Consider the following 22,677-nt stretch of genomic DNA (forward strand, 5'->3'; position numbering starts at 1 on the left):
AAGGAAAATAGATTTATGTCAACGTTCAAAGATTGGTTTACAGAAGACGAAGATGATATTTTTATGGGAAGCCCAAAATCAAAATTTTTTGATGTAAGTAGAGAAGCATCTCAAGATATCGTAGAAGAAGAGTGGGATAAAGTTATTGAAAAATTAGCTGTTTTAGAAATGATGGTTCAAAGAGAAAAAGGAACTGATTTTGATATTAATAAAATGGTTGAAGAGTTTAAATGGGATAACGAAAAAGAAGTAAATTCTATGAAAAAAGGTCTTTATGTAGAGTTTACTGGTGAGATTATCTGTAGATTAGATTCATAGGTTTTTTTTGTGGAAGAGTTACAACAAGTAAAAGACCAAATAAAGCAATTTGTTATTGAGTGTAATGATACTAAAAGTTTAGAATTACTTGATAAATTAGCAACAGGAAAGATGCTAAGAAGTAAGTTAATACTTAAAATTGCAGGAATTAATGAGCAGTCAATTAAACTATGTGCTATAGTTGAAATGATTCATGCCGCATCACTTTTACATGATGATGTAATTGATGAAGCTGATACAAGAAGAGGGCAACCATCAGTAAATGCTCTTTATGATAATAAGACTTCAATTATGTTTGGAGATATTTTATATTCAAAAGCCTTTACTGAATTATCTCAAATGGATAAAAAGATTGCATATACTGTATCAAATGCCGTAACATTACTTAGTATTGGTGAAATGCTTGATGTAGATTTAACAAATAGTTTTAATAAGTCATATGATAAATATCTTGATATGATTTATAAAAAAACTGCTTCATTAATTGAAGCTAGTGCTAAAGCAGCAGCTATTTTAGTAGGACATGATGAAGTGAAATATGCACTTTATGGAAAGAATTTAGGTCTTGCTTTTCAAATGATTGATGATATCTTAGATATCACTCAAGATAGTGAAACTTTAGGGAAACCTGCTATGCTTGATTTTGTTGAAGGTAAAGTAACTATTCCATATCTATTATTACATGAAAGAGTTGAAGACAAAGAAAAATTAGAGTCTTTATACAAAAAAGAGTTATCACAAGAAGAGTCTGATTGGATTAAAAAACAGATGATTCAAACAAATGCATTATCTGATTCAATTACTCAAGCTAAAAAATTAGGAAATGAAGCTATTGAAGCTGTAAAAGGTGAAGAAAATAGTGAAACTCTAATTATGATTATGAAAGCAATGATTGAAAGAGAGTTTTAATATATGAGTTATTTAGTAATTAGTTTTTCCCATAAAAATACTGATATTGAGATGAGAGAAAAACTAGCTTTTAATGACACAGAATTAAAAGATAGATTTTTAAAAAATATATTAGCATGTGATACTACTAAAGAAGCTGTAGTTTTATCAACATGTAATAGAGTTGAGATAATAACTAGGTCATCAAATATAAAAAATAGTTCTAAAGATATTATTCAAAAAATTTCTGATTTTTCAGGGGTTGAGTTTGATAAACTTTATAAAAGAGCTGATATTTATGATAATGATGGTGCAGTTCATCACTTATTTACTGTAGCATCTGCCCTTGATTCACTAGTAATTGGTGAAACGCAAATTGTAGGACAGTTAAAAGATGCCTTTAGATACTCTCAAGGTAAAGGATACTGTGCTCAGAATATCACAAGAGTAATGAACTATGCTTTTAAGTGTGCAGCAAATGTAAGAAATGCTACAAGTTTAGGTACAGGTTCAGTATCAGTGGCTTCAACTGCAGTTGCAAAGGCAAAAGAGATTATTGGAAATACAACTGGGATTAAAGCTCTTGTAATAGGTGCAGGTGAGATGAGTGAGTTAACAGTTAAGCATTTGTTAGCTTCAGGCTTTGATGTAATTATTACAAGTAGAAATATGAAAAAAGCTCAAAATTTAGCTGATACATTTGAAGTTAATGTTGATGTTGCTCCTTATGAGAGTTTAACAGCACTTTTAGGGCAAGTTCCAGTTATGATAACTGCAACTTCTGCTCCTTATCCAATTATTACAAGTTCAAATGCACCTGAAGCTTCATTTAATAGGTATTGGTTTGATATAGCAGTGCCTAGAGACATTGATGATATTGATTTACCAAATTTACAAATTTATTCAGTTGATGATTTACAAGATATAGTAAATGAAAATATGAGTTTAAGGGCAGAACAAGCTAAAACTGCCTATTCAATTGTTAGTAAAAATTCACTTGAATTTTTTGATTGGTTAAAATCACTTGAAATTGAACCAGTAGTAAAACATCTTTATACAAAAGCTGATGAGATTATTGAGAAAAAAATGGCAAATGCCATAAAAAAAGGTTTTATAAAAGCTGAAGATGAAGAGAATATTAGAAAACTTTGTCAAACAGTAATAACTGAATATTTACATGCTCCATCAAAAGAGTTAAAAAATATTTCACAGAATATGGAGTGTGATATTGTAGTGGGTTCAATTCAAAAAATGTTTGGACTAACAAATGATTCAGACTTAAGCGAAAAATATAGATGTGAACATCTATCAAAAAATTAAATTATAGGACGATTATATATGAAATTTTCACAAATGTTTATTCCAACAACAAAAGAGACTCCAAATGACGCAACACTACCATCACACCAATATCTAATAAGAGGTGGATTTATTGCTCAAACTGGTGCTGGAATTTATGATTTTATGCCATTAGGGAAAATTGTTCTTGATAAAATTAGAGCTATAGTAAAAGAAGAGATGGATGAAGCTGGTGCTAATGAAGTTCAATTTGGTTTTGTAACACCATTATCATTATGGGATGAATCTGGAAGATCTTTAACTATGGGTAATGAACTATTAAGATTTAAAGATAGAAAAAATGGTGATTATGTATTATCTCCTACAAATGAAGAAGCTGTAGTAAATATGGTAAAAAATAGAATTACTTCATATAGAGATTTACCAGTACATTTATATCAAATCAATACAAAATTTAGAGATGAAGCAAGACCTAGATTTGGTCTTATGAGAGGTAGAGAGTTCTTAATGAAAGATGGATACTCTTTTCACTCTAATGCAGAAGATTTAGTAAGAGAATTCAATCATATGGAAGAGACTTACAAAAAAATTTATACTAGACTTGGATTAGAGTTTAGAGTTGTTGAAGCTGATAGTGGTGCTATTGGTGGAAGTGGTTCTAAAGAGTTCCACGTTTTAGCAAATAGTGGTGAAGATACAATAGTTGTTTGTGATTCTTGTGATTATGGAGCTAATATTGAAGCAGCTACTAGAAAAGCAAATAAAAAAGAGAAGTTAGAAACAATTGAGTGTGAAAAGGTTCATACACCTAGTCAAAAATCTATTGAAGAAGTAAATACATTTTTAGGAACTGATTCATACTATTCAATGAAAGCAGTAATTAAAAAAGCTGTTTATGAAGAAAAAACTGAAATCGTTGTTTTCTTTGTAAGAGGATGTGATGAATTAGAAGAGACAAAAGCTTGTAATGCAGTTAATGCTTTAGAACTTGAAGATGCAATCGAAGATGAAATTATAGCTGCAGGTATAGTTCCTGGATTTTGTGGAATTTTAGGAATTAAAGAAGATATTCAAGTAGTAGTTGATAATGAATTACAAGGTGATAACAATCTTGTAATTGGTGCAAATGAAATTGATTACCACTATAAAGGTTTTAATTTAACAACTTTAGAAAATGTTGTTTATAAAGATTTAGTAGCTGTTCAAGAGGGTGATATTTGTGCTTGTTGTGGTGGAAAACTTTCATACACAAAAGGTATTGAAGCAGGGCATATCTTCCAATTAGGAACTAAATACTCACAAGCTATGGGTGCAAATTTCTTGGATGAAAATGGGAAAACTCAACCATTTGTAATGGGATGTTATGGTATTGGAGTTTCAAGACTTGTTGCAGCTGTAATTGAGCAAAACCATGATGAAAAAGGTTGTATCTGGACAAAAGAAACAGCTCCTTTTAAAGTTGATGTAATTGTTTCAAATGCTAAAAAAGATGAAGAATTAGAAGCTGGAATGAAAATCTATGAAGATTTAAAATCTGCTGGAATTGAAACTATTATTGATGATAGAAAAAAAGAGAGATTTGGATTTAAAATGGGAGATTACGAATTATTAGGTTTCCCTTATGCAATTATTGTTGGTAAAAAACTGCAAGATGGACTTGTAGAAATTGCTAATAGAAAAACAGGTCAAAAAACTGATGTTGCAATTGATGAGGTTGTACAAAAAATAGAAGAGCTTTTAAAATAATTTATTAGATTATTGTGCTATAATCACGCAATTTAAAAAAAAGGACTTATTTATGGACGCTTCTATGATTGACTTAATTAGTGATTATGCTGTAAAGATTGTTATTGCAATTGTAATCTTTTATATTGGTAAGTGGGTTGCTAGAAAACTTACTGATTTAGTAGTAAAAATTACTAGAAAAACTGGAAAAGTTGATGAAACATTACTTAAATTTTTAAGTAATATTATTTTCTATGTTTTAATGATTGTTGTTATTTTAACAGCACTAGAACAACTTGGAGTTGATACAACTTCATTCTTAGCAATACTTGGTGCAGCTGGTTTAGCTATTGGTTTAGCTTTAAAAGATTCATTAAGTAACTTTGCTTCAGGTGTTATGATTATTATGTTTAGACCATTTAAAGTGGGTGATTTTATTAATGCTGGTGGAGTTAGTGGTTCTGTTGAAGAAATCTCAATTTTTAATACTATTTTAAAAACTGGTGATAATCAAACTTTAATTGTACCAAATGGAGCTATTACATCGGGAACTATTACAAATGTAAATGCAAAACCAACTAGAAGAGTAGATTTAGTTGTTGGTATTGGTTATGATGATGATATTAAAAAAGCAAAAGAGGTTTTAAATACTATTATTACTTCTGATGAGAGAGTTTTAGTTGATGAAGGTGTTACTGTTGCAGTTTCAGAACTTGCTGATTCATCAGTTAATTTTGTAGTTAGAGCTTGGGTTAATACTCCTGATTACTGGGCTGTTAAATTTGACTTAACAGAGAATATCAAATTAACATTTGATAAAGAGGGGATTTCTATTCCATATCCACAACAAGATGTTCACCACTACAACAACGATTAATCTTCCTGTTGTTCTAGAAAATATACTAGATGACCTGCTAAAAATTGGTGTAAAACCAGTTTTAGTAGGTGGTTGTGTACGTGATTACTTTTTTAAAATACCAAATAAAGATTTTGATATTGAATTATTTGGTTTAAACTGCTTAGAAACTATTGAAAAGACTTTACAAAAATTTGGAAATGTTAAACTAGTTGGAAAATCATTTGGTGTGTTAACTCTAAGAGTTGATGAATATGATTTTGATTTTGCTTTACCTAGAATTGAAAAGAAAATAGGTAATTCACATACAGATTTTGAAATTGTAAGCGATGCTAATTTGAGTTTTAAAGAAGCAGCTATTAGACGAGATTTTACAATAAATGCAATTGGATATGATTATGAGTCAAAAGAGTTCTTAGATCCTTTTAATGGATTAGAAGATGTCAAAACAAAAACACTTAGACATATTGATGATAAAACTTTTGTAGAAGATAGTTTAAGAGTTTATAGAGCTGTACAGTTTACTTCAAGATTTGATTTAAAAGTTGAAGAAAAAACTTTAGAGCTTTGTAAAAAGATTGTTAATTCAGATGAGTGTAAATATTTACCAAAAGAGAGAATTTATGAAGAGTTTAAAAAACTATTTTTAAAATCATCTAAACCTTCATATGGGTTTGAACTGTTAAGAGAGTTTGGTTTACTCAAATATTTTCCAGAACTTCAAGCCCTTATTGGATGTATTCAAGATAAAGAATATCATCCAGAAGGAGATGTTTGGGTTCATACTTTAATGACTATTGATGAATTATCAAAAATAATAAAAAAACAAAATCTAGAAGATGAATATAGAAAATTATATCTGTTTTATGGAATACTTTGTCATGATTTAGGCAAGCCATTTTGTACAGAAGTTATTAATGAAAGAATCACTTCACACAAACATGAAAGCTTAGGGATTGAACCAACAATTTCATTTTTATCTAAATTAACAAATGAAAAAAAGTTTATAGATATAGTTTGCTCACTTGTAAAAAATCACCTTGCACCTTTTCAGCTCTATCTTGCACAATCAAGCGAAAAAGCAGTTAAAAGATTATCACTAAAAGTGAATATTGAAGATCTTTGTTTGGTTTGTTTAGCGGATTGTTTAGGAAGAGACATACCTGATAAAGACAAGTGTTATAAAGCAACTAATTGGTTGCTACAAAAGGCAAAAGAATTAGAAATTCATAATGCTCCTATACTTCCATTAATTCAAGGTAGAGACTTAATTAAACTAGGGTTTAAGCCTAGTAAAAAATTTAAAGAAATACTTGATTTTGCATTTGATTTACAAATAGATGAACATATGGGGAAAAATGAAATACTTTTAGAAATATCTAAAAAATTTAATTAATTAAAATATTAATTTAGTTATTTTTTAATAAAATAATAATCATTTAAAAGGAGTTAAAATGAAAAGAATATTAATAAGCTCAATTTCAGCTTTATTATTAACAACAGCAGCAAATGCACAAGTAAATCCTAACACTGGATGTGGACTTGGTTCTGTAATTATTAAAGACCAAAGTACAGTTGTAATGCAAGTATTAGCAGCAACTACAAATGGTACATCTGGTAACCAAACTTTTGGTATTACTACTGGAACACTAAATTGTGATAAGCCATCAAACTTTGTTTCAAATGATAAACTACAAAAATTTGTTGGTGAAAACATGGATGAATTAGCAATGGATATTTCAGCAGGTCAAGGTGAAACATTAAATACTGTTGCTACATTAATGAACGTTCAAGATAAAGCATCATTTAATGCAAAATTAAAAGAGAATTTCTCAAGCATTTATGCAAATGAAAATGTTACTTCAGCTAACGTGATTGATTCAATTGCTAAATATATGTAATATTACTATAAAACAAGGTATTAAAGTATTAATTTTTAATGCCCTGTTTTTAAATCTACTTCAAGCTTCAAATACAAATTTAAACAAATATATAAATAAAAATAAAATCTATAATGATACTTATTGGTCAAAACTTCTACACTATAAAAATGGTATAAGTGAAATAGATTCTGATAATTTTTTTGTTTCTAAAAATGGAAAAAATGATTTAAAAAAAGAGTTATTAGAGACTATTGATTCTTTAGTAAAAGGAAAAAATGATGTGTTATGTCGTTTTCCTTTAAGAGTAGAGTGGCTTAAACAAAATATACCAAGTTTGGTTAATCAAATTAAAAACTATGAGTGTAAAGATTTAGATATTTATTTAAAAGAGATAGGTGGAAAAAAAATTAGTATTGTATTCCCTTCTTCTCACATTAATTCTCCTGCATCAATGTATGGACACACATTTTTGAAAGTTTATGATAATGAAGACACAACTTTAATATCAAATGCAATTAATTATGCTGCACAGACTGATGAAAAGAATGGATTAGTATTTGCATATCAAGGTTTATTTGGTGGTTATGAAGGACGATACTCTATCTTACCTTATTATGAAAAAATTAAAGAATATAATAATTTAGAGCAAAGAGATATTTGGGAATATAACTTATCTTTTACAAAAAAAGAGATTAGAAATATTGTTTTACACACTTATGAATTAATTAATTCTTATGCGTATTATTACTTTTTTTTAGAAAATTGTTCTTACAATCTTTTATGGATGTTTGAAATAGCAAAGCCAGATTTAGATTTAGTTAATAAATTTAATTTAAAAGCAATACCACTTGATACTATAAAAATATTAAATGAAAATAATTTAATTGAGTCTTCAAATTATAGATATTCTAAAATGAAAAAGATGAAATTTATTTTAAATAAAATTGATAATAAAAAATATCTTGAAGAGTTTTTACAAAGTAGTGTAAAACTAAATGAAAATCTTAGCTTTGAAGATAAAGTAAAATATTTAGATTTAAAAATAGAGTATATAAGATACCAAAGAAGTCAAAATAAAATCTCTAAAGATTTATATTTAAAAGAGTATTTAAAGTATTTAAAGATTAGAAGTTCTTTAGATAAAATCTCTACTTTTGATATAAAAAAGCCTAAAAATCCTATAAACTCACATGATTCATCAAAGTTGAAGATTTCATATAGAACTGATGATTCAATATTATTAGATGTAAAACCTGCTTATAATGATATTTATGATGTTTCTGATGGTTATCTCGAAGGGGCATTTATAGACTTTTTTAATTTAGGACTAATTTCTAAAGATGATGAAGTATCAATTAATAGATTTACAATATTAGATATTAAATCATACTCTTCAAGAGATGAAATTTTTAAACCATTATCATGGGGAATAAAACTAGGCTATGAACGTTTTAAAGATAATTCAGATTATTTAAACATATCTCCTGAATTTGGAGTAACATATTCAAATGATGTTGAATATTTATATATAATGTTAAATTCAAAACTTTATACTAAGTCCCATGATACACTGGCTTCTTTAGGTGGGAATATTGGATTAGTTTCAAATAGATTTGATAACTATAAACTTGGATTAAAATACTCTTATGATAAATATAATAAAAGTATTACAAACAAAGAATTTGAAACCTTTCTTACATATAAATTTTTAAGAAATACTTCTGTTAATCTAAATTACACAAATGATAATTTACATGAAAAACGAGATAAATTATCATTTGGTTTATTTTACTATTTTTAGGGTCTAAATATCTCATTTTTACTTCCATTTACCACATGGAAAATTGTCACTCTATATTTTTTAGAATAGTATTTTAAAAGCAAAGACTGCAGTGTTGGTTCAATTGATGGAGTAAACCAAGCATTGTTTGAAGTTGCAATCATATATTTTGTGTCATTTAAATCTTTAAATATCTCATCAGTTGTTGCTTCATAACAAATAGCATTTCTAAACTTTATATCTTTAACTATAAAATCTGTAGGAGTAGATGCTTTTGAATAATCACTAGCTCCTCCATAAAAAACATCATTAATTAAATCAACAAAAAATTTAGGAAGAGGTATTTCTTCTCCAAATGGAACTAAAACTACTTTTTTTGCAATTTTTACATGACCATTTGAGATATGATAAGTTGCATTATAAATTTTCTCACCTTCAAGATATAAAGCACCTGTAATAATATCAATATCATAAGAAAAACTATTTAATCTTTCCATAGTTTGAGCATCAAGATTTAATGCAGTAGCAAAAGATGTTTCTGGTAAAACTATTAAATCCTTATTCTCTTCGACTGCTTTTGCAATTAGTTCAAAGTTTTTCTCTATTAATATTTCCCTGTAATCTTTTTCCCATTTTAGATTTTGTTGAATATTCATTTGAGGCATTGCTATTTTTAAGTTTGGATTATCTATAAAATCACCTTTTGGTAATGAAATAGCAAAAATTAAAGGCACAATCCCAATTATTTTTAATCTTTTTAATTTAATAATTAAAAAAAGCCCTATTAAAATTAAGGCTAAATCAATTTTTGATGTTCCAATATAAGAGTTTATAAACAGCAATTCAGGTTTAATCCAATTAAATCCAAAGGGAATTAAAAAACTAAATCCAAAAAGTGCTAAAGCTCTAAATAAGGCTTTATCATAAAGTGCAAATAGATAAAAAATTATTCCATAAACTAATCCAACACCTATTAAAAGAATGGGTGTTAAGTAAACTAACTCATAATATTTTAAACTAACAGCCATCCAGTAACACCAAAAGACACCAATAAAAAAACCTGTGAAAAATAGTGCTTTTTTAGGAATTGTTAGTATTAAATAAAATGCTGAGATAGCAAATATTGTATCAATAATTTTTATTTCTACACCAAAATAGTTTAAGTAAATAAATGAACTAAATAAAATGGCTGTAATCAAGCCTTTTATTATAAAGTTTTTGTTAGAATGTTCGCGTTTTGCTAAAAACATAATAGACTACTTTTTAAAAGGAAATTTGATGGAAGGTTCAAGCGCTGATTTAATAAGCTCATTACTACCTCTTGTTGCATTATTTGCAATATTCTATTTTTTAATTATTAGACCACAACAAAAACAAGCGAAAGCTCATAAAGAAATGGTTGCTAATTTAAAAAAAGGTGACAAAATTGTAACAAATGGTGGCTTAATCGTTGAAGTTGCAAAAGTTGAAGAGACATATCTAGTGATTAAAAACAATGATAACTCTGAGATGAAACTTATGAAAGAGTTTGTAGCTAAGCTTTTAGAAGACTAAAAAACTATTTAAGACATGTAAGATTCTTACATGTTTTATACCTCAAATAACCTACTAAGGATTAAGATTGAAAATCTTTAATTATAGATTCATAATATTTGCATTAAGTATTGTATTTGGTATATTTTTCTCTATCCCTTCACTTATGCAAACTGATACTGGTAAAAAAATTTCTCTAGGACTTGATTTACAAGGTGGATTACACATGCTTTTAGGTGTAAATACACATGAAGCTGTAACTGCTAAAATCAAATCTATTGCATCTTCAATAAAATATTTTGCTGATGATGAAGAGATTTTAATAGATGCATTGTCAATAAACGAAGACAGTGTTACATTTACTGTTTTAGATGTTGATGAAATGCCTAAAATGGATGAGATGTTAAATACATCAATAACTGGTTTAGAAGTTAATAAAAATGATCAAGATTATATTTTAACTTTAACTGCTGAAGATATTGAAAAAACAAAAGATTTTGCAGTTAGTCAAGTTGTTGAAACTATTAGAAATAGACTTGACCAATTTGGATTATCAGAACCAAGTGTTACAAGACAAGGTGATACTGATATTGTTGTTCAACTTCCAGGTATTAAAACTGCTGAAGATGAAAAAGCTGCTAGAGAACTTATCTCAAAGCCAGCTAATTTAGAGCTTATGGCAGTTGATGAAGAAAGAGCTGATCAAGTATATACAATGACTGCATCTCAAGCTGCACAATATGGGAATATCATATTAGAAGACACAAACGATGCTAGTACAAAATACTTAGTTAAAGAGATTCCAATTTTAAATGGTAGTCAAATTATTGATGCACAAGTGGCTTTTGATCAAGCTAATCAACCGATTATTAACTTTACATTAAACTCAAGTGGAGCAAGAATTTTTGGGGATTTTACAGCTAAAAGTGTTGGTAAAAGACTAGCTGTTGTTTTAGATGGAAAAGTTTATTCTGCACCTAATATTAGAGAGAGAATTGGTGGAGGAAGTGGACAAATTTCTGGTGGCTTTACAGTTGCAGAAGCTGGAAATGTTGCAATTGCCCTAAGAAGTGGAGCACTGCCTGCTTCTGTTAAATTATTAGAAAAAAGAAGTGTAGGACCAAGTTTAGGTGCTGATTCTATTAAAGCTTCAATGATTGCACTTATTTCTGGTTTTGTTTTAGTATTTATTTTTATGATTATTTACTATAAACGTGCTGGAATCATTGCTAATATTGCACTTGTTACTAATATCTTTATTATTATTGCTGTTATGGCGATGTTTGGTGCAACTTTAACACTTCCTGGTATGGCAGGTATCGTACTTACTGTTGGTATGGCAGTTGATGCCAATGTTATTATTAGTGAAAGAATTAGAGAACTCCTAAGAGAAGGTATGTCAATTCCAAAAGCAATTGAAGATGGTTACTCAAATGCAATGAGAGCTATTTTAGATGCAAATATTACAACATTATTAGTTGCTGTTATTTTATATGCTTACGGAACAGGACCAATTAAAGGATTCGCTGTAACTATTTCTATTGGTATTTTAGCATCTATGTTAACAGCAATATTAGGAACTCATGGTATTTATGAAGCATTATTACCAAAAATTATGCAAAGTAAAGATAAGAAAAAATGGTTTGGAGTTAAATAATGGAATTTTTTAAAATAGATAAAGTATTTGACTTTATGTCAAAAAGACTTCCTTTTTTAGGATTGTCTGGATTATTAGTTATAGCTTCAATTGTTTTACTTTTTACAAAAGGTTTAAACTTTGGTATTGATTTCGCTGGTGGTACAGTAGTTCAAGTTCAATATGAACAAAAAGCACCAATTGAGAAAATCAGAAATACTTTAGAGGGAACAAAATATGAAAACTCTACAATAACTGAGTTTGGAAGTCCCCAAGAAGTAGTTATTAGAATCAAAGGAAGTTCAAGTAATTTAGCCAATGACATTGGCGATGAAATGCATAAGCTTTTAGATTCAACAGGAAACTTTGAAGTTAGAAGAGTTGATATGGTTGGACCTAAAGTTGGTGGAGAGCTTAGAGAAAAAGGTTTAATGGCTTTAGGATTATCTTTAGTAGTTATTCTAATCTATGTATCATTTAGATTTGAATGGAGATTTGCTGTTGCTTCTATCTTAGCTTTAGCACATGATGTTACTATTGCACTTGGAGCAATATCTCTATTTAATATCGAAGTGAACTTAGATATTTTAGCAGCTATTCTTACAATCTTAGGATATTCACTAAACGATACTATTATCGTATTTGATAGAATTAGAGAAGGTGTTCAAATATCAAAAGAGTCTATTCTTGATAAAGTAGTAAATGAATCAGTAAGTAAAACTTTATCTAGAACTACTCTTACATCATTAACAACATTCTTTGTTGTTATTACTCTGTTCTTATTTGGTGGAGAGATTATTCATGGATTTGCCTTTACAATGCTTGTAGGTATTGTAGTTGGTACTTATTCATCTATTTTTATTGCAGCATCATTCTTAGTTCAGTTAAAATTCTCAATTGCTAACTTTAAAGCTAAAGAGGCTGAAAAGTTAAAAAGACAAAAAGAGAAAGAAAAAATGAGAGCTATGTACGAGCAAGGTACAGTATAAAATACTTAGTATATTAATTACTTACAAAAGGGAAGAAGGTTTTTACTTTCTTCCCTTTTTTTATTTAAACTGCAAATCTTTTAAATATAAACATATGAATCAACATTCAGCTGTATAAAAAATATACGCTATAAATAGGCTATTTTTGGGCTACACGAGGGCTATAAATTTATTTTATAATACGCCAATTTAAAATAATTAGGATAATGATAAAATGTTCCAAAATAAAAAATATATTAAGTTTTTACAAAAATCTAAAGTTATAAATGCAGATATTATTTGCGTGAATATTCTAAAAGAAGATAATAAAGGTTTAAAGCATAGTATTAAAAATATGTTTATCAACTCAAATGGAGATTCTATTGGATTTGAATTTAGTGAAGAATTAAAGAATTTTATTTTAATTCATAGTAAAGAGTTTTTCAAAGAAAAAAAAGGAAAACTAATTAAATTTAATATTAATAAAACTAAATGGAATGAGTTATTTGACATGGAATGCTGGGCTGAGCCATTTTTTGCAAAAAATGATTATGGATATTTAGGAGAAGCTTTAAAAAACGCAATTAAAAGAGTTAATACAACTTTAGTAAGATCTATTAAGCACTCTGGTGCACACGCTTTCATACCAGTATTAGATGAGGAAAACAATTCATTCACTGGTAATAAAAATATTTTTTATGAAAAAATTAATTTTCCAATAAAGTTATTACTTTTAGGTACAGCTAAAGGAAGTGTTGAATTAGTCAAAACAGCAGATTTATTAGGATGGCAAATTTGTTTGAGTGATATAAGGGGTGGTAATTTTAAAAGAGTTAAGCATCTTGATGAAATAGTATTATTAAATGAAGAGAAGAGTATCTCTAAAGTTTTAGAAAAGCAATTTGATGTTTCAATTATTATGGATAATCAAAATAAGTCTGAGCTATATTTAAAAGAACTTGTTAATTCTAATGTAAAAAAAATTGTATTAACTTCAGCAAATAATGAGATAAAGAATTTAGATGATAGAATTGTTATTATTTCTAATCAATCTCATCAGCCTTTAGAAAGAGTATTCCTTGAGATTTGTAAAAATATTCAAAACAAAATACACCTAAAAAAAGAGATAGGCTATGAATTTATTTAGCATAATATTTGTATTAGGACTTTACTTCTCTTTTCTATTGAAAATAACTCTATCTTTTTAGTTATATATAAAATTTTTTGCTATAGAATATTAATTATATCAAAGAGATTTAAACAAAAAATCTAATCTCTAGGAGAAATTATGAATACTTCTAGCAATAATAAAAACCTATTTAGAAAGATTAAATATAAATTTGATTTTGTAACTTCTAATCATGGTAAAAATTGGCTCTTAGCTCTTAATTGGATTTTTATTTTTGAACTAATATCTTCGATTTTAGAATACAATTTAGTTGAAAAAGCACAAAACTTTGTAGAGCCAATTACAAATACTTTATTTAAAGAAATATCAATAGCTATCTTATTAGTTTTATTTATATGGTATAGTTTATATAATTTTATTTTTATGAATAAAGAGAGATTTTTACTTTTTACAATTTATATTTGGGTTTGTATCTATTTTTTATTTACAAATGATTTAACTTTTAATTTACTTTTACACAATCTAAATCCTACAGAATTATATATTGATGGCTTTGGCATATATTTAGTTGTGCAAGTTTTATTGAAAGTTATAATTTTATACTTGATATATAAATTGTTGATAGCATTTAAAAATCGAAAAAGTAATACCTAAGTGAACTCACCCTAAACAAGTAAGTATTCAGTTATATTTGGCTAAAATATCTGCCATTTATAATGCATAAAATAAAAGGATAACTATGGATTGGGGTAAAGTAACCTATATTTTCTTTTCACTAATGTCTCTTACAACAACAGCTGGATTTTTATACGAGCCAAACGAAATTGCACTATTCGTAGCTGCTGGGGTAAATATTATATCAACAGTTTTAAAACTTGGTGTTAGAAACTTATTAGCTGCAGAACTTCTTGCAAGTTCGTTAGTTGCAGATTTACACTTAATCCCTGCATTTATGGTATTAACATTTACAAATGACCTACCATTAGCAATTTCATTAGCAATTGGAGCAGTTGTAGCAAATGTGTTCTCAATTGCATTAGCATTAATAGAAAGTGCAAAAAGTCAAGATAAGGAAGAATTTTAATGGAATATAATTCAAAAGAGATTGAGCAAAAATGGCAAAACTACTGGAGTGAAAATCAATCTTTTGAACCTAGTGATGATCAATCAAAAGAGAAAAAATATATCTTAAGTATGTTTCCATACCCAAGTGGTAGAATTCACATGGGACATGTTAGAAACTACTGTTTAGGTGATGCATTCGCTAGACACTTTAGAAAATCAAACTACAATGTTTTACACCCAATTGGTTGGGATAGTTTTGGAATGCCTGCTGAGAATGCAGCAATAAAAAATAAACTTCATCCAAAAAAATGGACTTATGAAAATATTGATTATATGAGAGATGAACTAAGAGCATTAGGTCTTTCTTTTAGTGAAAATCAAGAGTTTGCAACAAGTGATGAATTATATACAAAATGGGAACAAGAGTTTATTATCAAAATGTTTGAAGAGGGGCTTTTATATAGAAAGTCTACGACTGTAAACTGGTGTCCACATGATTTAACTGTTCTTGCAAATGAACAATTAGAAGAGGGTTGTTGTTGGAGATGTGGTACAGAGGTAGTTCAAAAAGAGATGCCTGGTTACTACATTGGTATTACAAAGTATGCACAAGAATTATTAGATGATTTAAAACTTTTAGAAAATGATTGGCCAAGCCAAGTTTTAACTATGCAAGAAAATTGGATTGGTAGAAGTGAAGGTTTAGAATTTAAGTTCCAAATTGATTATGATTCAAGAATGAAACTTGATAGACAATTTACTAAATATTTAGTATTTACAACTAGACCAGATACTATTTACGGGGTTTCTTATTCTGCACTTGCTCCAGAACATCCAATTGTAAAATATATTGTAGAGCACAATCTTTTACCTCAAAAGAAAATTAATGCAATTAAAGAGATGCAAAAAGTTAGTGAAAGAGATAGAGCAACACAAGAAAAAGAAGGTATTTCTTTAGAAATTGATGTTGTACATCCTTTAACTGGTGAAAAAATTCCTGTATGGGTTGCAAACTTTGTATTAAGCTCTTATGGTGGAGGTGCTGTTATGGCAGTACCAGCTCACGACCAAAGAGATTTTGAATTTGCTAAGAAATATGATTTACCAATTAAACAAGTTATATCTGGACCTGAAGGGTTAATAGAAAATCCAACAGAAGCATATACAGGTGAGGGTGAATTAATCAACTCTGAAAGCTTTACTGGTCTTCAAAATACAAAAGCTAAAAAAGCAATTATGTATCATTTTGAGCAAAACTCTTATGGTGTTAAAAAAATCAATTTTAAACTTAGAGATTGGGGAGTTTCAAGACAAAGATATTGGGGAGCACCTATTCCATTTGTACATTGTGATGATTGTGGATTAGTTCCTGAAAAAACTGAGAATCTACCAATTGCACTTCCAGAAGATGTAGAAATTACAGGTGAAGGGAATCCTTTAGATTCTCATCCAACTTGGAAACATACTAATTGTCCTAAATGTGGTAAACCAGCAACTAGAGAAACTGATACTTTAGATACATTTGTTCAATCTTCTTGGTACTTCTTAAGATACGCAACTGACCATAAAAAATGGAATGATGTTGGTATTTCAAAAGAAGATAGTAAATACTGGATGGATGTTGACCAATATATTGGTGGAATAGAACATGCAATTTTACACTTACTTTATGCAAGATTCTTTACAAAAGTACTAAGAGATTTAGGTTATACTGAATCAACTGAGCCATTTAAAAGGTTACTTACTCAAGGTATGGTACTTAAAGATGGTGCTAAGATGAGTAAATCAAAAGGAAATGTAGTAGATCCTGACTTAATTGTTGAGAAATATGGAGCTGACACAGCTAGATTATTTATTTTATTTGCTGCTCCTCCTACAAAAGAGTTAGAGTGGAATGATTCTGCTGTTGATGGTTCATTTAGATTTATAAAAAGATTTTTTGAAAGGTCAGCTAATGTTACAAATGAAGCAGTAGCTAACTTTAAAAATATTGACCATTCATCATTAGATAAAGATGAAAAAGATGCAAGAAAGAAAGTATATGAAGCTTTAGAAAAATCTAATGAGGTATTTACTAAAACGTATACATTTAATACTTTAATTGCATCATGTATGGAAGCTTTAAATGCTCTTCAAACACAAAAAAATGAATTAGTATGGGCTGAAGGTTACTATGTTTTAACAAATATTTTAGAACCAATTATTCCTCATACTTGTTGGGAACTTTCAAAAGAGTTATTCAATCTTGAAAACTTTGGTGAAAAATTAGAAATTAAAGAAGAAGTATTTACTTTAGATTCAATCTCTTTAGCTGTTACAATTAATGGTAAAAAAAGATGTGAAATTGAAGTAAGCCCAAGTGCTTCAAAAGATGAGATTTTAGCGATGGCTAAAGAAGTTGGTGCAAAATGGATTGATGGTAAAGAAATCATCAAAGAGATTGTTGTACCAAATAAATTAGTAAATTTAGTAGTTAAAGGATAAAAGATTATGAAAAGTATGAATAATATTTCAAAAAAAGTACTATTTGTACTTTTCACTTCTTTTATTTCACTCTCTTTATTTTCTGGATGTGGATATAAACCATCAACTTATTACGCAAAGAAAGAGTTAAGCGGTAAAGTCTTTGTTAAACTTTTTGTAGATTTAAAAGACCCTAAAAATGCAGTATTAATAAAAGATTCAATAAATCAATTATTAGCACAAAAAATAGGTTCTAAATTAGTATATGATGAGAGTTTAGCAGATACTGTTATGAACTTAAAAATTAATTCTGTAAAAATGAGAACACTACAATATGATATTGATGGATATAATAAGTTATATAAAGCAGTTGTAGATATTTTAGTTAGCTATACAAAAAAAGATACTAATAAAACTAACAAATTTATTGTTACAGGAGAGCATAACTTCTCTGTTGATGATGGTTCAACAATTACAGATACAAAAAGATTTGATGCTATTAAAAATGCAAGTGAAGATGCACTTGATGAAGTTTTATCAAAAATTGCAGTTTCTTCTTTTAGACAATGAGATATGATTTAAAAAAGTGTTCTTTAGAACACTTCTTAGAGCACAAAACACTTTACTACGATAAAATCGATTTTTCTATTGTTCATAGATCATGGGAAATACTAAAAACAAAAATTAAAACACCTTTTGTGATTCATCTTGTAGGAACTAATGGAAAAGGAAGTACAGGTAGATTTCTAGCTCACTATTTAGTTAAAAAAGATTATAAAGTTCTTCATTACAGTTCTCCTCATATTGTAAAATTCAATGAACGAATTTGGATAAATGGAAGTGATGTAAGCGATGAAACTTTAGAAAAAGCTCACAAATACCTTCAAGATATTCTTTCTGTAGAACTTTTAGAAAAATTGACATATTTTGAGTACACAACACTTTTGGCTTTATACTTATCAAAAGATATGGATTATATTGTTTTAGAAGCAGGTCTTGGTGGTGAGTTTGACGCTACAAATGTGATTGAAAACAATCTATCTTTAATCACTACAATTGACTTAGATCATCAAAGCTTTTTAGGTAATAGTGTTGAAGATATAGCTAAAACAAAAATGCGTTCAGTTGATAATAAAATGATAATTGGATATCAACTTCATGATAGTGTTTATGAAGTTGCTAGTGAAGTAAAAAAACAAATAAAAGAAGAGCGAAATAGAGAGATTGAGATTATTGAAGTAAAAGAGTTTGAAAAGTATATTTTAAATAACTCTTTTGCCTCATATTTAAAAAGAAATCTTCATTTAGTTATTGAGTGTTTAAATCAATTAAATATTGATATTGATATAAAACTTTTTGATGATGTAAAACTTTTTGGGAGATGTCAAAAAGTTTTACCAAATGTAACTATTGATGTTGGTCACAACCCTCTTGCTGCAAGAGCTTTAGTAAATGAATTTAAAGATAAGAAGCTTACCTTGATTTATAATTCTTACAAAGATAAGGATTATGAAAAAGTATTAAGTATATTAAAACCAATAATAAGTAAAATAATTATTATTCCTGTTGAAGATAAAAGAATTGTAGATAAAAATAATTTATTAGAAATTATAAATAAATTAAATATAATACAATTTAACTCACTTGAAATAAATGAAAATGAAGAGTATTTAGTCTTTGGTTCATTTTTAGTAGTTGAGAAATTTTTATCTTTAATAGGCTTTAATGAAAAATAGATTAATAATTACAATATCAGACATAAAAGGTACTAAATCTTACAATATACATCAACTCTTTAGAAAATTCTTTTTTATAATTTTAACAGCTACTTTTATTTTACTAGCAGGAAGTTTTCTATTTATTAATTATTTAACAAGCGAAGTTGAACAAGTTAAACAATCAAAGAAAAACCAAGAAACTCAACTAAATATCTTAAAAGAAAAAGAGGATAAATTAGTATCTCAAAATAAATTATATTCAATGCAAATAAAAAGTAAAGTGCAAGATATAGAAGAATTAAGCTCAAAACTTGATGAAATTCATACTATAATTGGTATTGAAGATGATGATACAAAAGAAGAAATTACTAAAAAAACTTTAGATACTATAAATGAAAATAAAAAGAAATATGCACTTAACCTTATTCCAAATGGTAAGCCTTTAGAAAAATTTAGATACTCATCAAATTTTGGTTACAGAATTAATCCTGTAACTAAAAAAAGACAGTTTCATAGAGGTTTAGATATGGCAGCACCTAGAAAAACTCCAATTAGAGCAACTGCTGATGGGATTATTGAGTATGTTCAAAGTAGAAATATTGGAGATTATGGAAGGGTTGTAAAAGTACAGCATAATTATGGTTTTAAAACTGTATATGCTCATATGGAAAAAACTTTTGTAAATGTTGGTGATATTATAAAAAAAGGTCAAATTCTAGGTTTAGTTGGAAACAGTGGTAGAAGTACAGCTCCACATTTGCATTATGAAGTTAGATATGCAAATATGGTTTTAAATCCAAGAAGATTTGTGGATTGGAATCTAAGTAATTTTGAAGAAATATTTAAAAAAGAGAGGAAGATAGAATGGGAGTCTTTAGTAAGTCTGATAAACAGTCATCAAACTCAGCTACGATAATTGCAGAAGGTACTTGTATTATTGGTGGTATTAGTACAAAAGGAACAGTTCATATTGATGGAAAGTTTGAAGGTGTTATTTTAGAAGCTAATGTAATTTCTATTGGTCCAAAGGGTGAAGTGATTGGAGATATTAAAGCCAATAATTTAGTTGTAAATGGACTTTTTGATGGAAAAATTGATTGTAATGAAGTTCAAATTTTATCTCAAGGAAAAGTTATAGGAGATATGAGATATAATGAACTTATAATAGAAACAAATGGGAAGTTTGAAGGTAGAGGTATTAGAAAAAATTCTGAACTAAAAAGTAAATATAATGAAGTTGAGAATAAAATTAATAACATCGTTGTCTCGCCATCTAATATAATAGGTCATGATAAATCTTAAAAAGAAACTAGAAACACTTTATACAAAAAAAGAAGAAATAGAAAAGCAGATTTTAGAGCTTGAGCAACAAATACAAGAACAAGAGTTAATTTCACAAAAAAGAAACTTTTCTAAAGATGAAAAAATAGATATATTTAAATCTTTATTTATAGCAAGATTTGATATTTATGCAAAAAAATGGATAAATAAAGAGGGAACAAAACAAAATTTCTTTCCTGTAACTCAAACATTTAGAGGTGAAGATTATCTACCTTTAACAAATAAAGAGATTGAAGAGCATTTAAGAGGACAATCTTTTTTAGCAACTTATTGTATAAACTTACAAAATAAATCAAAGTTTATAGCCTTTGAAATACTTGATGAAGATAAATTTAAATTACAAATTGCACTAAACTCTGTTAATGTAAGAGCATACTATGAGTTAAACTCTCATAATAGTTTAGTAGCTTGGATTTTTTTAGAAGAGGAAATCTCTTCGAAAGTAGTATTTAACTTTGCACAATTTATTTTAAAAAAAGCAAATATCTCCGCAAAAGTTTTTCCAAATAAAGAGTTTGCTACAAAAGCAAGTTTAGGAATGCCTTTAGAGTTACCTTTACATTTAGAGTATAGAAATAGAAATAAAACTGTATTTATTGATGCTAATACAAATAAAATATATGAAGACCAATGGATGGTGCTAAATTCAGTAAAAAAAGTTTCTAAAGAGATTATATATACATATTCTCAAAACTCTGAACTTGTAAGTATTGTAAAAGAGTTTGATGATATTGAGTTTCCAATTGAAAATATTGAAATTGTATTATTTGATTATATTTATATCCCAACTTTACATTTATCAAAAAGTTTAATTAATAAATTAAAAGCATTCTCTTCTTTTGATAATCCTCAAATAAAAGTTTTACTTAGTCTTAGAAAGCCACTTTATAATACTCCAAGAGTTATAAAATCTTTTGAAGAAGATGAAAGACATTTAATGCTTCCTAGAGGCTTATATCAAACGATTATTGACTTTTTTAATGAAAATGATGTGAAGTTTTCTATTGAAGATAAAAGAGTCTTTAGTAATATTGAAACAAAAAAAGTACAATTTAAATTAAGACCAGAACAAAATGATGCAATTGATGGAATTATGAAAAGTGACTTTTCTATTTGTGTTGCACCTCCTGGTTTTGGTAAGACTTTAATTGGTGCAAAAATGTTTGAACAAAGAGCTTGTAATACACTAATAGTTGTGAATAAAAATATGCTTTTAAACCAATGGATAGAAAGATTTGTTGATTATTTTGGATATTCTAAAAAAGATATTGGTTATCTAGGAAAAGGTCATAATAAACTTAATGGTTATATGGATGTTGCCACAATGCAAAGTTTAAAAAATGACCCAAGTATTATTAATAACTACTCTTTTGTAATTGTAGATGAATGTCATCATATACCAGCAGTTACTTTTGAGCAAATCATAAAAAACTTTAAGGGTAAATATATTTTGGGCTTAAGTGCAACTCCAAATAGAAAAGATGGATTAGACCCTATTTTATTTCAACAATTAGGTGATATATCTTATGAGTATAAAAAGAAAAGAACACACTATAATAAGTTAAAGATAATTAGAACGGATTTTGTTAGTGATGCTGAAAACTACTCTACTATCATCAATGAGTTATGTGTTGATGAAAAGAGAAATGATTTAATAATAAGTGCAATAAAAGATAATATTAAAAGAAAAATTTTAGTTTTAACTGATAGAATAGAGCATATAAATTTACTAGAGACTCTTCTAGAAAATGAGGGTATAGATTTTGTTTGTGTTCATGGTAGCATGAATAAAAAACAACAAGTTGAGAATATGAAGCTTGTAAAAGAAAAATCCTTAATACTTGCAACAACATCATATTTTGGAGAAGGAATAGACTTCCCTCATTTAAATACTATTTTATTTGCAACACCAATTTCTTATTATGGAAGATTAATTCAATACTTAGGTCGAATTGGTAGAGGTAATCAAGAGTGCTTAGCTATTGATTTTTTAGATTCAAAAAATGCTATGTTAAATTCATCTTATAAAAAAAGATTAGATGGATATAAACAAATGCATTACAAATAAGGAGCAT

General features: G+C 27.8%; 21 protein-coding genes. 20 read left to right on the forward strand and 1 reads right to left on the reverse strand.

The window, feature by feature from the left end:
- Positions 1-15: 15 nt before the first annotated feature.
- The 8 genes from APAC_RS02060 to APAC_RS02095 are packed head-to-tail and all read left to right on the forward strand — an operon-like array spanning position 16 to position 8,770.
- Complete coding sequence (locus tag APAC_RS02060; protein WP_130232532.1) at positions 16-318, forward strand: DUF2018 family protein; 303 nt, start codon at positions 16-18, stop codon at positions 316-318.
- Between the two features lie 9 nt (positions 319-327).
- Positions 328-1,227, forward strand: coding sequence for a polyprenyl synthetase family protein (locus APAC_RS02065; RefSeq protein WP_130232533.1), 900 nt, complete (start codon positions 328-330; stop codon positions 1,225-1,227).
- A gap of 3 nt (positions 1,228-1,230) precedes the next feature.
- Positions 1,231-2,526, forward strand: a complete 1,296-nt coding sequence (gene hemA / locus APAC_RS02070) for a glutamyl-tRNA reductase (protein ID WP_130232534.1) — start codon at positions 1,231-1,233, stop codon at positions 2,524-2,526.
- 18 nt (positions 2,527-2,544) lie between these two features.
- Positions 2,545-4,251 (forward strand): proline--tRNA ligase, encoded by a 1,707-nt coding sequence (locus tag APAC_RS02075; RefSeq protein ID WP_130232535.1) that lies wholly within the window; start codon positions 2,545-2,547, stop codon positions 4,249-4,251.
- Positions 4,252-4,303: 52 nt separating this feature from the next.
- The gene (locus APAC_RS02080; protein WP_130232536.1) at positions 4,304-5,107 is read left to right on the forward strand and encodes a mechanosensitive ion channel family protein; all 804 of its coding nucleotides are present in this window, start codon (positions 4,304-4,306) and stop codon (positions 5,105-5,107) included.
- Positions 5,082-6,482, forward strand: coding sequence for a CCA tRNA nucleotidyltransferase (locus APAC_RS02085; protein WP_130232537.1), 1,401 nt, complete (start codon positions 5,082-5,084; stop codon positions 6,480-6,482). The genes APAC_RS02080 and APAC_RS02085 overlap by 26 nt, the downstream gene beginning before the upstream one ends.
- 58 nt (positions 6,483-6,540) lie before the next feature.
- Positions 6,541-6,987: a DUF3015 family protein gene (locus tag APAC_RS02090; RefSeq protein ID WP_130232538.1), complete on the forward strand. Its 447-nt coding sequence runs from the start codon at positions 6,541-6,543 to the stop codon at positions 6,985-6,987.
- On the forward strand, positions 6,971-8,770 hold the full coding sequence (locus tag APAC_RS02095) for an Lnb N-terminal periplasmic domain-containing protein (RefSeq protein ID WP_228255934.1): 1,800 nt from the start codon (positions 6,971-6,973) through the stop codon (positions 8,768-8,770). Before APAC_RS02090 ends, APAC_RS02095 begins: the two co-directional genes overlap by 17 nt.
- Here APAC_RS02095 and APAC_RS02100 read toward each other — a convergent pair.
- Positions 8,767-9,999 (reverse strand): apolipoprotein N-acyltransferase, encoded by a 1,233-nt coding sequence (locus APAC_RS02100; RefSeq protein ID WP_130232540.1) that lies wholly within the window; start codon positions 9,997-9,999, stop codon positions 8,767-8,769. The genes APAC_RS02095 and APAC_RS02100 overlap by 4 nt on opposite strands.
- A 28-nt stretch (positions 10,000-10,027) precedes the next feature.
- On the opposite strand from APAC_RS02100, the gene yajC reads away from it, so the two are divergent.
- The 12 genes from yajC (at position 10,028) to APAC_RS02160 (ending at position 22,670) form a co-directional block, all read left to right on the forward strand.
- Entirely contained in the window at positions 10,028-10,303 is a 276-nt protein-coding gene (gene yajC, locus APAC_RS02105) for a preprotein translocase subunit YajC (RefSeq protein ID WP_130232541.1), read from the forward strand.
- 67 nt (positions 10,304-10,370) lie between these two features.
- Positions 10,371-11,939, forward strand: a complete 1,569-nt coding sequence (gene secD / locus APAC_RS02110) for a protein translocase subunit SecD (protein ID WP_130232542.1) — start codon at positions 10,371-10,373, stop codon at positions 11,937-11,939.
- Positions 11,939-12,907, forward strand: a complete 969-nt coding sequence (secF, locus tag APAC_RS02115) for a protein translocase subunit SecF (protein ID WP_130232543.1) — start codon at positions 11,939-11,941, stop codon at positions 12,905-12,907. The genes secD and secF overlap by 1 nt, the downstream gene beginning before the upstream one ends.
- Before the next feature lie 214 nt (positions 12,908-13,121).
- The gene (locus APAC_RS02120; RefSeq protein ID WP_130232544.1) at positions 13,122-14,033 is read left to right on the forward strand and encodes a hypothetical protein; all 912 of its coding nucleotides are present in this window, start codon (positions 13,122-13,124) and stop codon (positions 14,031-14,033) included.
- A gap of 141 nt (positions 14,034-14,174) precedes the next feature.
- A complete protein-coding gene (locus tag APAC_RS02125) occupies positions 14,175-14,669 on the forward strand; it encodes a hypothetical protein (protein ID WP_130232545.1) in 495 nt (164 codons plus the stop codon).
- Between the two features lie 85 nt (positions 14,670-14,754).
- Positions 14,755-15,099 (forward strand): DUF6394 family protein, encoded by a 345-nt coding sequence (locus tag APAC_RS02130; RefSeq protein WP_130232546.1) that lies wholly within the window; start codon positions 14,755-14,757, stop codon positions 15,097-15,099.
- Complete coding sequence (leuS, locus tag APAC_RS02135; RefSeq protein ID WP_130232547.1) at positions 15,099-17,564, forward strand: leucine--tRNA ligase; 2,466 nt, start codon at positions 15,099-15,101, stop codon at positions 17,562-17,564. Before APAC_RS02130 ends, leuS begins: the two co-directional genes overlap by 1 nt.
- 6 nt (positions 17,565-17,570) lie before the next feature.
- Complete coding sequence (gene lptE / locus APAC_RS02140) at positions 17,571-18,113, forward strand: LPS assembly lipoprotein LptE (RefSeq protein ID WP_228255935.1); 543 nt, start codon at positions 17,571-17,573, stop codon at positions 18,111-18,113.
- Entirely contained in the window at positions 18,110-19,279 is a 1,170-nt protein-coding gene (locus APAC_RS02145) for a folylpolyglutamate synthase/dihydrofolate synthase family protein (RefSeq protein WP_130232548.1), read from the forward strand. The genes lptE and APAC_RS02145 overlap by 4 nt, the downstream gene beginning before the upstream one ends.
- Positions 19,269-20,177 (forward strand): M23 family metallopeptidase, encoded by a 909-nt coding sequence (locus APAC_RS02150; protein ID WP_130232549.1) that lies wholly within the window; start codon positions 19,269-19,271, stop codon positions 20,175-20,177. Before APAC_RS02145 ends, APAC_RS02150 begins: the two co-directional genes overlap by 11 nt.
- Complete coding sequence (locus tag APAC_RS02155) at positions 20,126-20,563, forward strand: bactofilin family protein (protein WP_130232550.1); 438 nt, start codon at positions 20,126-20,128, stop codon at positions 20,561-20,563. The genes APAC_RS02150 and APAC_RS02155 overlap by 52 nt, the downstream gene beginning before the upstream one ends.
- Positions 20,550-22,670, forward strand: coding sequence for a DEAD/DEAH box helicase (locus tag APAC_RS02160; RefSeq protein ID WP_130232551.1), 2,121 nt, complete (start codon positions 20,550-20,552; stop codon positions 22,668-22,670). Before APAC_RS02155 ends, APAC_RS02160 begins: the two co-directional genes overlap by 14 nt.
- Positions 22,671-22,677 lie beyond the last annotated feature (7 nt).

Origin of the sequence: Malaciobacter pacificus (assembly GCF_004214795.1) — a bacterium.
Taxonomy (GTDB): domain Bacteria; phylum Campylobacterota; class Campylobacteria; order Campylobacterales; family Arcobacteraceae; genus Malaciobacter_A; species Malaciobacter_A pacificus.

Bases quoted from the DNA above. Each gene is read 5' to 3' on its own strand.
- APAC_RS02060 (WP_130232532.1), top strand. From the start codon at position 16: ATGTCAACGTTCAAAGATTGGTTTACAGAAGACGAAGATGATATTTTT.
- hemA (WP_130232534.1), top strand. From the start codon at position 1,231: ATGAGTTATTTAGTAATTAGTTTTTCCCATAAAAATACTGATATTGAG.
- APAC_RS02075 (WP_130232535.1), top strand. From the start codon at position 2,545: ATGAAATTTTCACAAATGTTTATTCCAACAACAAAAGAGACTCCAAAT.
- APAC_RS02080 (WP_130232536.1), top strand. From the start codon at position 4,304: ATGGACGCTTCTATGATTGACTTAATTAGTGATTATGCTGTAAAGATT.
- APAC_RS02085 (WP_130232537.1), top strand. From the start codon at position 5,082: ATGTTCACCACTACAACAACGATTAATCTTCCTGTTGTTCTAGAAAAT.
- APAC_RS02090 (WP_130232538.1), top strand. From the start codon at position 6,541: ATGAAAAGAATATTAATAAGCTCAATTTCAGCTTTATTATTAACAACA.
- APAC_RS02100 (WP_130232540.1), bottom strand. From the start codon at position 9,999: ATGTTTTTAGCAAAACGCGAACATTCTAACAAAAACTTTATAATAAAA.
- yajC (WP_130232541.1), top strand. From the start codon at position 10,028: ATGGAAGGTTCAAGCGCTGATTTAATAAGCTCATTACTACCTCTTGTT.
- secF (WP_130232543.1), top strand. From the start codon at position 11,939: ATGGAATTTTTTAAAATAGATAAAGTATTTGACTTTATGTCAAAAAGA.
- APAC_RS02120 (WP_130232544.1), top strand. From the start codon at position 13,122: ATGTTCCAAAATAAAAAATATATTAAGTTTTTACAAAAATCTAAAGTT.
- APAC_RS02125 (WP_130232545.1), top strand. From the start codon at position 14,175: ATGAATACTTCTAGCAATAATAAAAACCTATTTAGAAAGATTAAATAT.
- APAC_RS02130 (WP_130232546.1), top strand. From the start codon at position 14,755: ATGGATTGGGGTAAAGTAACCTATATTTTCTTTTCACTAATGTCTCTT.
- leuS (WP_130232547.1), top strand. From the start codon at position 15,099: ATGGAATATAATTCAAAAGAGATTGAGCAAAAATGGCAAAACTACTGG.
- lptE (WP_228255935.1), top strand. From the start codon at position 17,571: ATGAAAAGTATGAATAATATTTCAAAAAAAGTACTATTTGTACTTTTC.
- APAC_RS02145 (WP_130232548.1), top strand. From the start codon at position 18,110: ATGAGATATGATTTAAAAAAGTGTTCTTTAGAACACTTCTTAGAGCAC.
- APAC_RS02150 (WP_130232549.1), top strand. From the start codon at position 19,269: ATGAAAAATAGATTAATAATTACAATATCAGACATAAAAGGTACTAAA.
- APAC_RS02155 (WP_130232550.1), top strand. From the start codon at position 20,126: ATGGGAGTCTTTAGTAAGTCTGATAAACAGTCATCAAACTCAGCTACG.
- APAC_RS02160 (WP_130232551.1), top strand. From the start codon at position 20,550: ATGATAAATCTTAAAAAGAAACTAGAAACACTTTATACAAAAAAAGAA.